Origin of the sequence: Allgaiera indica (genome assembly GCF_900106675.1) — a bacterium.
GTDB classification, from domain to species: Bacteria; Pseudomonadota; Alphaproteobacteria; order Rhodobacterales; family Rhodobacteraceae; genus Acidimangrovimonas; species Acidimangrovimonas indica.
Genome location: NZ_FNOB01000019.1, coordinates 61013 through 74669, shown reverse-complemented (window position 1 = coordinate 74669; position 13657 = coordinate 61013). Strand labels below are relative to the sequence as shown.

Annotated in this window: 8 protein-coding genes; all 8 read right to left on the bottom strand. The window is 64.0% G+C overall.

Annotated elements, in window-relative coordinates; all coding sequences use genetic code 11:
- On the bottom strand, positions 1 to 152 hold a 152-nt coding region (locus BLV97_RS15735), incomplete at its 3' end, for a GTP-binding protein (protein WP_244520939.1).
- A gap of 35 nt (positions 153 to 187) precedes the next feature.
- Positions 188 to 2311, bottom strand: a complete 2124-nt coding sequence (gene fusA, locus BLV97_RS15730; RefSeq protein WP_035838057.1) for an elongation factor G — start codon at positions 2309 to 2311, stop codon at positions 188 to 190.
- Between the two features lie 24 nt (positions 2312 to 2335).
- Complete coding sequence (gene rpsG / locus BLV97_RS15725; RefSeq protein WP_035838059.1) at positions 2336 to 2806, bottom strand: 30S ribosomal protein S7; 471 nt, start codon at positions 2804 to 2806, stop codon at positions 2336 to 2338.
- 11 nt (positions 2807 to 2817) lie between these two features.
- Positions 2818 to 3189 (bottom strand): 30S ribosomal protein S12, encoded by a 372-nt coding sequence (gene rpsL / locus BLV97_RS15720; protein WP_035838061.1) that lies wholly within the window; start codon positions 3187 to 3189, stop codon positions 2818 to 2820.
- A 290-nt stretch (positions 3190 to 3479) separates the two neighbouring features.
- Complete coding sequence (locus tag BLV97_RS15715) at positions 3480 to 4331, bottom strand: FTR1 family iron permease (protein ID WP_035838062.1); 852 nt, start codon at positions 4329 to 4331, stop codon at positions 3480 to 3482.
- A 35-nt stretch (positions 4332 to 4366) separates the two neighbouring features.
- Positions 4367 to 4714, bottom strand: a complete 348-nt coding sequence (locus tag BLV97_RS15710; RefSeq protein WP_035838064.1) for a cupredoxin domain-containing protein — start codon at positions 4712 to 4714, stop codon at positions 4367 to 4369.
- Between the two features lie 330 nt (positions 4715 to 5044).
- Positions 5045 to 9307 (bottom strand): DNA-directed RNA polymerase subunit beta', encoded by a 4263-nt coding sequence (rpoC, locus tag BLV97_RS15705; RefSeq protein WP_035838094.1) that lies wholly within the window; start codon positions 9305 to 9307, stop codon positions 5045 to 5047.
- 94 nt (positions 9308 to 9401) lie between these two features.
- On the bottom strand, positions 9402 to 13538 hold the full coding sequence (gene rpoB, locus BLV97_RS15700; RefSeq protein WP_035838066.1) for a DNA-directed RNA polymerase subunit beta: 4137 nt from the start codon (positions 13536 to 13538) through the stop codon (positions 9402 to 9404).
- Positions 13539 to 13657 lie beyond the last annotated feature (119 nt).

Genomic DNA, 13657 nt, shown 5'->3' with positions numbered 1-13657 from the left:
TCTTCCGGCGCCGCGTCGATCTGGTCGTAGGCCTTGAAATCACCAAAATACTTCGTGATCGCCGCCGTCAGCGTCGTCTTGCCGTGGTCAACGTGACCGATCGTGCCAACGTTCACATGCGGTTTGTTACGTTCAAACTTTGCCTTTGCCATGATGGCCTCCTGTCATTTCGGGGCGTAAGGGGCGCTTACGCGTATTTCTTCTGAATCTCTTCCGAGATGTTCTGCGGAACCGCTTCGTAATGGTCGAACTGCATGGTGAAGTTCGCCCGGCCCGAGGACATCGAGCGCAGCGAGTTGATGTAGCCGAACATGTTGGCCAGCGGCACGAAGGCGTTGATGACGTTCGCGTTGCCGCGGGTGTCTTGGCCCTGCACCATGCCGCGACGGCTGGTCAGGTCGCCGATGATGCCGCCGGTATATTCCTCGGGCGTCACCACCTCGACCTTCATCACCGGTTCGAGCAGTTTCGCACCGGCCTTCTTCAGCCCGTCGCGCATCGCTGCGCGGGTCGCGATTTCGAAGGCCAGGACCGACGAGTCGACATCGTGGAAGGCACCGTCAACCAGCGCCACCTTGAAGTCGATCACCGGGAACCCGGCCAGCGGGCCGGAATCCATCACCGATTTGATGCCCTTCTCGACGCCGGGGATGTATTCCTTCGGCACCGAACCACCGACGATCCGGCTTTCGAACGAATAGCCCTCGCCCGGTTCGGTCGGCGTGATCTCGAGCTTGACGCGCGCGAACTGGCCCGTGCCGCCGGTCTGCTTCTTATGGGTATAGTCGATCTCGGTCGGCTTCGAGATGGTTTCCCGATAGGCCACCTGCGGCGCACCGATGTTGGCCTCGACCTTGAATTCACGCTTCATGCGGTCGACCAGAATGTCGAGGTGAAGTTCGCCCATGCCCTTCATGATCGTCTGGCCCGATTCGAAATCGGTCTCGACGCGGAAGGACGGATCCTCGGCAGCCAGGCGCTGAAGTGCCAGACCCATCTTTTCCTGATCGGCCTTCGACTTGGGTTCGACCGCGATCTCGATGACCGGATCGGGGAAGCTCATGGTTTCCAGAACCACCGGGCCGTTGGTCGCGCACAGCGTGTCGCCCGTGGTGGTTTCCTTCAGACCGGCCAGCGCGATGATGTCACCGGCGAAGGCCTCGTCGATCTCTTCGCGGTTGATCGAGTGCATCATCATCATCCGGCCGATGCGCTCTTTCTTGCCCTTGGTCGAGTTCAGGATCGAATCGCCCTTCTTCAGCACGCCGGAATAGATCCGGGTGAAGGTGAGCGAGCCGACGAAGGGGTCGTTCATGATCTTGAACGCCAGCGCCGAGAACGGCTCTTCGTCCGAGGCGTGCCGGGCGATGTTGCGGGTCTCGGTCTCGTCGTCGGGCGAGAAGCCCATGTAGGGCGGCACGTCGAGCGGCGACGGCAGGAAGTCGATCACCGCGTTCAGCAGCGGCTGCACGCCCTTGTTCTTGAAGGCAGAACCGCCCAGGACCGGCACGAAGGACAGCGACAGCGTGCCCTTGCGGATCAGCTTGCGCAGCGTCGCCTCGTCGGGCTCGTTGCCCTCGAGGTAGGCCTCCATCGCCGCGTCGTCCATCTCGACGGCGTTTTCGATCATGTTGTTGCGCCACTCTTCGGCGGTGGCCTTCAACTCGTCGCGGATCGGCTGACGGATCCAGGCGGCGCCCAGATCCTCGCCCTTCCAGACCCATTCTTCCATGGTGATCAGGTCGACGATGCCTTCCAGCGTGTCCTCGGCGCCGATCGGGAAGTTGACCGGAACCGGGGTGGCGCCGGTGCGCTCTTTGATCATCCCCACGCACTTGAAGTAGTCGGCGCCGATCTTGTCCATCTTGTTGACGAAGACCATCCGCGGAACCTTGTAGCGGTCGGCCTGGCGCCACACCGTCTCGGTCTGCGGCTCGACGCCGGCGTTGCCGTCCAGAAGCGCCACCGCACCGTCGAGCACCGCCAGCGAACGCTCGACCTCGATGGTGAAGTCGACGTGGCCGGGGGTGTCGATGATGTTGAAGCGGAACTTGGTGTCCGACGTGCCCTCGGCGGTCGGCTCGTCCTGGCGCTGCCAGAAGGTGGTGGTCGCAGCCGAGGTGATCGTGATGCCACGCTCCTGCTCCTGCTCCATCCAGTCCATCGTCGCGGCGCCATCATGCACCTCGCCGATCTTGTGGCTCTTGCCGGTGTAGAAAAGGATCCGCTCCGTCGTCGTGGTCTTGCCCGCGTCGATATGGGCCATGATCCCGAAGTTACGGTAGCGTTGGAGGGGGTAGTCGCGTGCCATTGGATCGCCTCAGGCTGAAAGGGTTTACCAGCGGTAATGGCTGAACGCTTTGTTCGCGTCGGCCATCTTGTGGGTGTCTTCGCGCTTCTTCACCGCGGTGCCGCGGCCGTTGACCGCGTCGGAAAGCTCGCCCGCGAGGCGCTCTTCCATGGTGTTTTCATTGCGGTTGCGCGCGGCAATGATGAGCCAGCGGATGGCCAGCGCCTCGCGGCGCTCGGGGCGCACCTCGACGGGGACCTGATAGGTCGCACCGCCAACCCGGCGAGAGCGGACCTCGACGGAGGGCTTGGCGTTCTCGAGGGCTTCGTGGAAGCACTCGATCGGTTCGCGCTTGAGACGGTCCTGAACCCGGTCGAGCGCGTCATAGACGATCCGCTCGGCGACGGATTTCTTGCCGTCGACCATCAGGTTGTTCATGAACTTGGTCAGAACCCGATCGCCAAACTTGGCATCGGGAAGGACTTCGCGCTTTTCGGCTGCGTGACGACGCGACATATCTCAGCTCCTCACTTCGGACGCTTCGCGCCGTATTTCGAACGGCGTTGACGACGATCTTTGACGCCCTGGGTATCCAGAACACCGCGCAGGATGTGGTAACGCACACCGGGAAGGTCTTTCACGCGACCGCCACGGATCAGCACGACCGAGTGCTCTTGCAGGTTGTGCTTTTCGCCCGGGATGTAGCTGATCACCTCATAGCCGTTGGTCAGGCGCACCTTGGCGACCTTCCGCATGGCCGAGTTCGGCTTCTTCGGGGTGGTGGTGTAGACGCGGGTGCAAACGCCACGCTTCTGGGGGCACTGCTCCAGATGCATGGACTTGGAGCGTTTGACTTTCGGCTCCCGCGGCTTGCGGATGAGCTGTTGGATCGTCGGCATTCCGGTTCCTCTCTTGGTCCGGTGTCTGTCAATACTCGCACCCGGACATGGGTGCGCCGCTTCTCGACGGCGCCCTGCCCCATGCAAAGCGCCAAAACCGCATACGCTCCCATTGCGCGGGAGCGACGCGGTGGAATTCCAGAGGATCGGGGCGTGAGGGCCCGGATCGTGACCACTTCAGTTTTTGAGTCCCGGACAGTAAGCGCAAGCCGCAGTACGGGATGGCGGGCGTATATGGGGAGTCGCAGGGGTTGTCAACAGCCTGTGACCCCGCCGGGGGCCGCGCCGCCTCAGGCGGCGCGGCTGTGCAGCCGGGCCTGGCGGCGGCGCTGGCTACGCGCCTGCAACCGCAACAACCCGAACACCCCGGCCCAATACACCACCCAGGCCCCCACGGTCACCGCGTCGGGCGCCGCGCGATAGCCGGTCAGCGCTGCGACAAGGCCGCCGAAACGGGTGCTGTCGTCAAGTATGGCGCTCATGTCCCACAGGGGCGCGCCGAAGGGCAGGATGCCGACGGCCACCAGATCACCGACACCGGTGACGAACAGCGCACAGGCCAGCAGCAGCAACATGACCTCCGAGACCCGGAAGAAGCCGCGCCAGGGCAGGAACCTTGCCCCCGCGCGCAGCAGCACATAGCTGACCAGCGCCGCGCCGAAGCCCACGGCGATCGAGGCCAGCACCATCGTCATCGCCGCCCCCTGCGCGGCCGCGACCGAACCATACAGGAAGACGACCGTCTCGCTGCCCTCGCGCGCGACGGCGGCGAGCGCCAGGAAGAACACGGCCCACCAGCTGCGCCGCACCGCGGCCTCATGCAGACCGGCCTCTAGATCCTTCTTCAGGGTCCGACCGTGGGCGCGCATCCAAAGGACCATCTGCACGATCAATCCGGCGGCCAGGAAGACCATCGCGGTCATCATGTCCTGGCGCAAATCCGCGTGCAGCAGGTGCGAAAAGCCCAGAAGCGTCAGGGCGAAAGCCATCGCCACGGCCAGCCCTGCGACGACACCGCCCCACAGGAACAGCGCCGCGCGGCGGCCGGCGCGCTCGTGCGCCAGCCAGCCGGCAAGAATGCCGATGACCAGCAGCGCCTCGACGCTTTCACGCCAAAGGATGAAAATGATCTGTCCGTTCATGGCGTCCTCCTTTGGCGGCACCGGCGCCTATACGCTTATTTGGCGACGATCTCGCCGCGAGCGGTGGGCTGATCTTCGTGGAATTCCTCGACGAAGGGATAAGTCCCGGCCGGCAGCGGCCGCAGCTTGATCTCGACCGTCTTGCCCGGCGCGATGATCTTTTCGATGCGCAGACGCTTGCTTTCGAATTCCGCCGCAGCCTTGCCGGTGTTCTTCACCGTCAGCACCTGGGCCTTGCCGGCGGGCACCTCGATCTTCTGCGGCGTGACAACACCGTCGTGCAACGTGACGACCAGCGCTTGCTCGGCGCTGACCGCGCCGGCCGCTAGAAGTGTCGCGATGCTCAATGCGGCGGCAGCGCCAAGGCGTTTGGTAAGAGGCATAGATTCGTCCTTTTCTCAACAGCGTTCCGGCATGGATATCCGACAGAAACACTCAGGTCAATAATAGGCGACAAAAATACTTTGTTTCTGAAAATCCGTGATGGCATGAGATTTTGACCGGAGCGGCTGCGCGCCCCCCGGGGGACAGAAAGCGCATCCATCGCACCGCCCCGAGCGGCGGGCGGCAATCTCGCGGACGAAGAAGGGGGGCCGAGGCGAAGGCCGGGGGCGATCGCAAAGTTTTCCCGGCATGCCGGCCCGGCCGCATCCCGAAACGCAAAGGGCCCGGCCGTTTCCGGCCGGGCCCTTGCTTGGCATCGCTGCGCGATCTTACTCTTCGCGGCTTTCCGGCGTCTCGACCAGGCCCAGATCGGCCTCTTCGCCCAGGACGTCCTGCTCTGCCACCGTGTCGTCGGCGGGCGCGGCCAGGGCTGCGGCGGCTTCGGCCTCGGCGCGGGCCGCGTCGATGACCTTCTGGTCGCGTTCGGAGGCGATCTTGCGCACCCGCTGCGTCGCGCCACCGGTGCCCGCCGGGATCAGCCGACCGACGATGACGTTCTCTTTCAGCCCCACCAGCTTGTCACGCTTGCCCATGACCGAGGCCTCGGTCAGCACCCGCGTCGTTTCCTGGAACGAAGCCGCCGAGATGAAGCTGCGCGTCTGCAGGCTGGCCTTGGTGATGCCCAGCAGGATCGGCTCGGCCTGCGCCGGGCGCAGCCCTGCCTTTTCCGCCTTGGCGTTCATCTCTTCGAGTTCGGCCTTGTCGACATGCTCGCCCTTCAGAAGCGTGGTCTCGCCGCTGTCGAGGATCTCCCACTTCTGCAGCATCTGGCGCACGATCACTTCGATGTGCTTGTCGTTGATCTTCACGCCCTGCAGTCGGTAGACGTCCTGCACCTCGTCGATCATGTAGTTTGCCAGCGCCTCGACACCCATGATGCGCAGGATGTCATGCGGCGCGGGGTTGCCGTCCATGATGTAGTCGCCCTTCTGCACGAAGTCGCCTTCCTGCACCGGGATGTGCTTGCCCTTCGGCACCATGTACTCGACGGGCTGCAAGGTCTCGTCGGTCGGTTCGATCGTGATCCGCCGCTTGTTCTTGTAGTCCTTGCCGAAGCGCACATAGCCATCGTGTTCGGCGATGATCGCGTGATCCTTGGGACGCCGCGCCTCGAAAAGTTCCGCCACGCGGGGAAGACCCCCGGTGATGTCCTTCGTCTTGGCGCCTTCGCGCGGGATCCGGGCGACGACGTCGCCGGGCTTGATATCCTGCCCGTCCTCGACCGACAGGATCGCGTCGACCGACATCGGATAGGAGATCGGCGCCCCCTGATCGTTGCGCATCGGCTCGCCCGTGGCGGGATCCATGATGATGATCTCGGGCTTCAGCTCGTTGCCCTTGGGGGCGGCGCGCCAATCCGAGACGATCTTCTGGGTCATGCCCGTGGCTTCGTCGGTATCCTCGCGCACCGAAAGGCCCGAGACCAGGTCCACGAACCGCGCCACACCGCCCTTCTCGGCAATGATCGGCAGGGTGTAGGGATCCCATTCGAACAGCTTGGTGCCGCGCTTCACCGCCTCTCCGTCCTTGACGAACAGCTTGGTGCCATAGCCCAGCTTGTGCGCCGCGCGCTCGATGCCGTTCGCGTCGATGATCGCGATCTGCATGTTGCGGCCCATGACGATCTGCTCGCCGGCGGCGTTTTCCAGAAGGTTCGCGTTGCGAAACTCGATCTTGCCCTCCTGGCTGGCTTCCAGGAACGACTGCTGACCACCCTGGGCGATGCCGCCGATGTGGAAGGTCCGCATCGTCAGCTGGGTGCCCGGCTCGCCGATCGACTGCGCGGCGATGATGCCCACCGCCTCGCCGGTGTTGACCATGGTGCCGCGGGCAAGGTCACGCCCGTAGCACATCGCGCAAACGCCCTCTTCCGCCTCGCAGGTCAGCGGGCTGCGGATCCGCATCGAGGGCACGCCCGCGCTCTCGATCGCGTCGGCCTTGCGCTCGTCGATCAGCTCTCCGGCGGTGATCAGGACCTCGTCGGAGCCCGGCACCAGCACGTCTTCCGCCGCGACGCGGCCCAAGATGCGCTCGGCCAGCGAGGCGACGACCTCGCCATCGTTGACCGCCGCTTCCGCGGTGATCGACCGTTCGGTGCCGCAATCGTGGCTGCGCACGATGCAGTCCTGCGCCACATCCACCAGACGCCGGGTCAGATAGCCCGAGTTCGCCGTCTTCAGCGCGGTATCGGCCAGACCCTTACGGGCACCGTGGGTGGAGTTGAAGTACTCCAACACCGTCAGGCCTTCCTTGAAGTTCGAGATGATCGGCGTCTCGATGATCTCGCCCGAGGGCTTGGCCATCAGGCCGCGCATCCCGCCCAACTGCTTCATCTGGGCAGGCGAGCCCCGCGCACCCGAATGCGACATCATGTAGACCGAGTTGGGCTCCATCTCGGCGCCTGCATCGTCCACCCGCACGGCCGAGATTTCCTTCATCATCTCGGCGGCGACGGCGTCGGAGCATTTCGACCAGGCATCGACGACCTTGTTGTATTTCTCACCCTGGGTGATCAGGCCGTCCATGTACTGCTGTTCGAATTCCTTCACCTGGTCGCGGACTTCGCCCACGATGGTCCACTTGCTGTCCGGGATCAGCATGTCGTCCTTGCCGAACGAGATGCCGGCCTTGAACGCCTCGCGGAAGCCCATGCCCATGATCTGGTCGCAGAAGATCACCGATTCCTTCTGGCCGCAGTAGCGGTAGACGGTGTCGATGACGTTCTGGACATCCTTCTTGCGCAGCAGCCGGTTGACCAGTTCGAACGGCGCCTTGGCGTTCAGCGGCAGCATCGCGCCCAGCCGGACACGGCCCGGCGTGGTCTCGTAGCGCTTCGTCACCTCGTTGCCTTCGTCGTCGATCTGCTTGATCCGCGCGGTGATCTTGCTGTGCAGATGCACGGCGCCGGCGGCCAACGCATGCTCGACCTCCTCGACGTTGGCAAAGGCCATGCCCTCGCCGGGCATCCCCTTGCGCTCCATCGTGACGTAGTAAAGGCCCAGCACCATGTCCTGCGACGGCACGATGATCGGCGCGCCGTTGGCGGGCGACAGAACGTTGTTCGTCGACATCATCAAGACGCGCGCCTCAAGCTGGGCTTCCAGCGAAAGGGGCACATGCACGGCCATCTGGTCGCCATCGAAGTCGGCGTTGAAGGCCGAGCAGACCAGCGGGTGAAGCTGGATCGCCTTGCCCTCGATCAGCATGGGTTCGAACGCCTGGATGCCCAGACGGTGCAGCGTGGGCGCACGGTTCAGAAGCACCGGATGTTCGCGGATCACCTCGTCGAGGATATCCCAGACCTCGGGGCGCTCTTTCTCGACCAGCTTCTTGGCCTGCTTGACGGTAGAGCTGAGACCCTTGGCCTCCAGCCGCGAATAGATGAACGGCTTGAAGAGTTCGAGCGCCATCTTCTTCGGCAGGCCGCACTGGTGCAGCTTCAGCTCCGGGCCGGTCACGATGACCGAACGGCCCGAGAAGTCGACGCGCTTGCCCAGAAGGTTCTGACGGAACCGGCCCTGCTTGCCCTTCAGCATGTCGGACAGCGACTTCAGCGGGCGCTTGTTGGTGCCGGTGATGACCCGGCCGCGGCGACCGTTGTCGAAGAGCGCATCGACGGCTTCCTGCAGCATCCGCTTTTCGTTGCGCACGATGATGTCGGGCGCGCGCAATTCGATCAGCCGCTTGAGGCGGTTGTTGCGGTTGATGACCCGGCGATACAGGTCGTTCAGGTCCGAGGTCGCGAAACGGCCGCCGTCAAGCGGCACCAGCGGGCGCAGTTCCGGCGGGATCACCGGCAGGACGGTCAGGATCATCCACTCGGGCCGGTTGCCCGATTCCAGGAAATGCTCGACGATCTTCAGCCGCTTGATGATCTTCTTCGGCTTCAGCTCGCCCGTGGCTTCCTTGAGATCCTCGCGCAATTGATCCGCGGTCGCGTCAAGGTCGATCGCCGACAGCATCTCGCGGATCGCCTCGGCGCCGATATTCGCCGTGAAGGCATCGGCGCCGTATTGGTCCTGCGCGTCGAGATATTCCTCCTCGGTCATCAACTGGCCGTAGGTCAGGTCGGTCAGGCCCGGCTCGATCACGACGTAGTTCTCGAAGTAGAGAATGCGTTCCAGATCGCGCAGGGTCATGTCCAGCATCAGGCCGATGCGGCTGGGCAGCGACTTGAGGAACCAGATATGCGCGACGGGCGCGGCCAGTTCGATATGGCCCATGCGTTCGCGCCGCACCTTCTGGAGCGTCACCTCGACACCGCATTTCTCGCAGACGACGCCGCGATACTTCATGCGCTTGTACTTGCCGCACAGGCATTCGTAATCCTTGATCGGACCGAAGATCCGCGCGCAGAACAGACCGTCACGCTCGGGCTTGAACGTGCGGTAGTTGATGGTTTCCGGCTTCTTGATCTCGCCGTAGGACCAGCTCAGGATCCGCTCCGGGCTTGCCAGAGAGATCTTGATCTCGTCGAAGGTCTTGACCGGAGCCACCGGGTTGAACGGGTTGGTCGTCAGTTCCTGGTTCATCTTCAAATCCTTGAATTCGGGCGGGGAAATCGGTCGGCGCAAATTCCTTCAGAAGGAATTTGCCAAGATCGTTCGAAACGATCTTGGCGGGGCGCTATTCCTCTTCCTCCGCATCCAGGAGTTCCATGTTCAGGCCGAGGCCGCGGACTTCCTTCACGAGCACGTTGAAGCTCTCGGGAACGCCCGCCTCGAAATTGTCCTCGCCCTTGACGATGCTCTCGTAGACCTTGGTGCGGCCGGCCACGTCGTCCGACTTCACCGTCAGCATCTCCTGCAGGGTATAGGCGGCGCCGTACGCTTCCAGCGCCCAGACCTCCATCTCGCCCAGACGCTGACCGCCGAACTGCGCCTTGCCGCCCAGCGGCTGCTGGGTGACCAGGCTGTAGGGCCCGGTCGAGCGCGCGTGCAGCTTGTCGTCGACCAGGTGGTGCAGCTTGAGCATGTATTTCACGCCCACCGTCACCGGCCGCGCGAACTGCTCGCCCGTGCGCCCGTCGAACACGATCGACTGACCCGACTGGTTGAAGCCGGCCCTGACCAGCGCGTCGTTCACGTCGGCCTCCTTGGCGCCGTCGAAGACCGGGGTCGCGATCGGCACGCCGCGGGTCACGTTCGAGGCCGCCTCGACCAGGCCGTCCTCATCCCGCGCCGCGATCGCCTCTTCATAGACCTCGTCGCCATAGGCCAGGCGCATCGCCTCCTTCACCTCGGTCAGGTCGCCCGAGCGGCGATAGCCGGCCAGCGCCTCGTCGATCTTCAGCCCCAGGCCACGCGCGGCCCAACCCATATGGGTTTCCAGGATCTGGCCGACGTTCATCCGCGACGGCACCCCCAGCGGGTTCAGCACGAAGTCCACCGGCGTGCCGTCGGCGAGGAACGGCATGTCCTCCATCGGCACGACCTTCGAGATGACGCCCTTGTTGCCGTGACGGCCGGCCATCTTGTCGCCCGGCTGCAGCTTGCGCTTCACCGCGACGAACACCTTGACCGACTTCATCACCCCCGGGGGCAGATCATCGCCGCGGCGGACCTTCTCGACCTTGTCCTCGAACCGCGCCTCAAGCGCGCGCTTCGATGCTTCGAACTGGTCGTGCAGCGCCTCGACTTCCTTGGCCTCGGCCTCTTCGCCCAGTGCCAACTGCCACCACTGGCCACGGCTGAGCGTTTCCAGAAGCTCCTCGTTGATCTCGGAGCCGGCCTTGACGCCCTTCGGTCCCTTCACCGCGGTCTTGCCAAGGATCAGGGTCTTGAGACGGGCGTAGATGTTGCGCTCGAGGATCTCCATCTCGTCGTCACGGTCGCGGGCAAGGCTTTCGACCTCTTCGCGCTCGATCTGCAGCGCGCGCTCGTCCTTGTCGACGCCGTGGCGGTTGAACACCCGCACGTCGACGATGGTGCCGTAGGCCCCCGGCGGCAGACGCAGCGAGGTGTCGCGCACGTCACTGGCCTTTTCGCCGAAGATGGCGCGCAGAAGCTTTTCTTCCGGCGTCATCGGGCTTTCGCCCTTGGGCGTGATCTTGCCCACCAGGATGTCGCCCGGCTGCACCTCGGCCCCGATATAGACGATGCCCGCCTCGTCGAGGTTGCGCAGGGCTTCCTCGCCGACGTTGGGAATGTCGCGGGTGATCTCTTCCGGCCCCAGCTTGGTGTCGCGGGCCGAGACCTCGTATTCCTCGATATGGATCGAGGTATAGACGTCGTCGCGCAGGATGCGCTCCGAGATCAGGATCGAGTCCTCGTAGTTGTAGCCGTTCCACGGCATGAAGGCGACGATGATGTTCCGGCCAAGCGCCAGTTCACCCATGTCGGTGCAGGGACCGTCGGCGATCACCTCGCCGCGGCCGACCTTGTCGCCCACCTTCACCAGCGGCCGCTGGTTGATGCACGACGACTGGTTCGAGCGCGCGAACTTGCGCAGGCGGTAGATATCCACCCCCGGCTCGCCCGGCTCCAGCATCTCGGTGGCGCGCACGACGATCCGCTGGGCGTCGACCTGGTCGATGACGCCGGCGCGGCGCGCCATGATCGCGGCGCCGGAATCCCGGGCCACCACGCTTTCGATCCCGGTGCCGACCAGCGGCGCCTCGGATTGCAGCAGCGGCACCGCCTGACGCTGCATGTTCGAGCCCATCAGCGCGCGGTTCGCGTCGTCGTTTTCCAGGAACGGGATGAGCGAGGCCGCGACCGACACCAGCTGTTTCGGCGACACGTCGATCAGATCTACGTTCTCGGGCGGGTTGAGCATGAACTCGCCCGACTTGCGCGTCGAGACGAGATCGTTCTCGAACCGGCCCTCGGCATCGAGGCGGGCGTTGGCCTGCGCCACCGTGTGCCGCATCTCCTCGGTCGCCGACATATAGACGACCTCGTCGGTCACCTGGCCGTTCTTGACCCGGCGATAGGGGGTCTCGATGAAGCCGTACTTGTTCACCCGCGCGAAGGTGGCAAGGCTGTTGATCAGGCCGATGTTCTGACCTTCCGGCGTCTCGATCGGGCACATCCGGCCATAATGCGTCGGGTGCACGTCGCGCACCTCGAAGCCCGCGCGTTCCCGCGTCAGACCGCCCGGCCCGAGGGCCGACAGGCGCCGCTTGTGCGTGACTTCCGACAGCGGGTTGGTCTGGTCCATGAACTGCGACAGCTGCGACGAGCCGAAGAATTCGCGCACCGCGGCCGCTGCGGGCTTGGCGTTGATCAGGTCCTGCGGCATCACCGTGTCGATCTCGACGCTCGACATCCGCTCCTTGATCGCGCGTTCCATGCGCAGAAGGCCGACGCGATACTGGTTTTCCATCAGCTCGCCGACCGAGCGCACCCGGCGGTTGCCGAGATGGTCGATATCGTCGATCTCGCCCTTGCCGTCGCGCAGTTCCACCAGCGCCTTGATGCAGGCGACGATGTCCTCGCGGTCCAGCGTGCGCTGGGTGTCGGGCTTGTCGAGCGCCAGACGCATGTTCATCTTCACGCGGCCGACGGCCGAAAGATCGTAGCGCTCGCTATCGAAGAACAGGCTGTCGAACAGTGTCGAGGCGGCTTCCACGGTCGGCGGCTCGCCCGGGCGCATGACGCGATAGATGTCCATCAGCGCCGTGTCGCGGTTCCAGTTCTTGTCCGCGGCCATGGTGTTGCGGATGTAGGGGCCGACGTTGACGTTGTCGATGTCGAGCACCGGAATGTCGGTGATGCCCTGGTCCATCAGCACCTTCAGCGTGCCGCCCTTTACCTCGCCGTCCTTGTCGACGTCCCAGGTCAGTTCATCCCCGGCCTCGGCCCAGATCTCGCCGGTTTCCTCGTTGATGATATCCTGGGCCACATAGCGGCCGACGATGCGATCGAAGGGCACCAGAAGCTCGGTGACCTTGGCCTCGTCGATCAGCTTCTTGACCATGCGCGGGGTCATCTTGTCGCCGGCCTTGCAGATCACCTCGCCGGTGGCGGCGTCGATCAGGTCATAGGTCGGACGGGTGCCGCGCACGCGCTCGGGGAAGAACCTGGTCACCCAGCCCTTGTTCTTCTCGTAGCGGTAGCTGACCGTTTCGTAATAGGCCTGCATGATCTGGTCCTGGTTCATGCCCAGGGCATAAAGCAGGGTCGTCACCGGCAGCTTGCGGCGCCGGTCGATGCGGGCGAAGACGTTGTCCTTGGCGTCGAATTCGAAATCGAGCCAGGAGCCGCGGTAGGGAATGATCCGGCAGGCGAAGAGCAGCTTGCCCGAGGAATGGGTCTTGCCCTTGTCATGATCGAAGAACACGCCCGGGCTGCGGTGCATCTGGGAAACGATCACCCGCTCGGTGCCGTTGACGATGAAGGTGCCGTTCGGCGTCATCAGGGGCATGTCGCCCATGAAGACGTCCTGCTCCTTGATGTCCTTCACGGACTTGGCGCCGGTGTCCTCGTCGAAATCGAACACGATCAGACGCAGGGTGACCTTCAGCGGCGCGGCATAGGTCATGTCGCGCTGCATGCATTCATCGACATCGTATTTGGGCTTTTCCAGTTCGTATTTCACGAACTCCAGCACCGCCGTCTCGTTGAAATCCTTGATCGGAAAGACCGACTGGAAAACGCCTTGAATACCCTCGCCATCGGCGGGCTGCGGGGCGTCTCCCGACCTTAGGAACAGATCGTAGGAGGATTTCTGAACCTCGATGAGGTTCGGCATTTCCAGGACTTCGCGGATTTTGCCATAATAGCGGCGGATGCGCTTCTGACCGATCGCAGCTTGAGCCATGCTCGTCGTCACCTTTCGTCGTTTTCGCGGGCGCGCCAGCCGCCGGGGCTTCGGCAGCACGCCGCTTGCGAAACAGGGGGGAAGGTTCCATTCATGCCTGCCGTCCCAATGGCAAGCTC

Coding starts and splice junctions, on each gene's coding strand:
- fusA (WP_035838057.1), bottom strand. CDS start 2,311: ATGGCACGCGACTACCCCCTCCAACGCTACCGTAACTTCGGGATCATG.
- rpsG (WP_035838059.1), bottom strand. CDS start 2,806: ATGTCGCGTCGTCACGCAGCCGAAAAGCGCGAAGTCCTTCCCGATGCC.
- rpsL (WP_035838061.1), bottom strand. CDS start 3,189: ATGCCGACGATCCAACAGCTCATCCGCAAGCCGCGGGAGCCGAAAGTC.
- BLV97_RS15715 (WP_035838062.1), bottom strand. CDS start 4,331: ATGAACGGACAGATCATTTTCATCCTTTGGCGTGAAAGCGTCGAGGCG.
- BLV97_RS15710 (WP_035838064.1), bottom strand. CDS start 4,714: ATGCCTCTTACCAAACGCCTTGGCGCTGCCGCCGCATTGAGCATCGCG.
- rpoC (WP_035838094.1), bottom strand. CDS start 9,307: ATGAACCAGGAACTGACGACCAACCCGTTCAACCCGGTGGCTCCGGTC.
- rpoB (WP_035838066.1), bottom strand. CDS start 13,538: ATGGCTCAAGCTGCGATCGGTCAGAAGCGCATCCGCCGCTATTATGGC.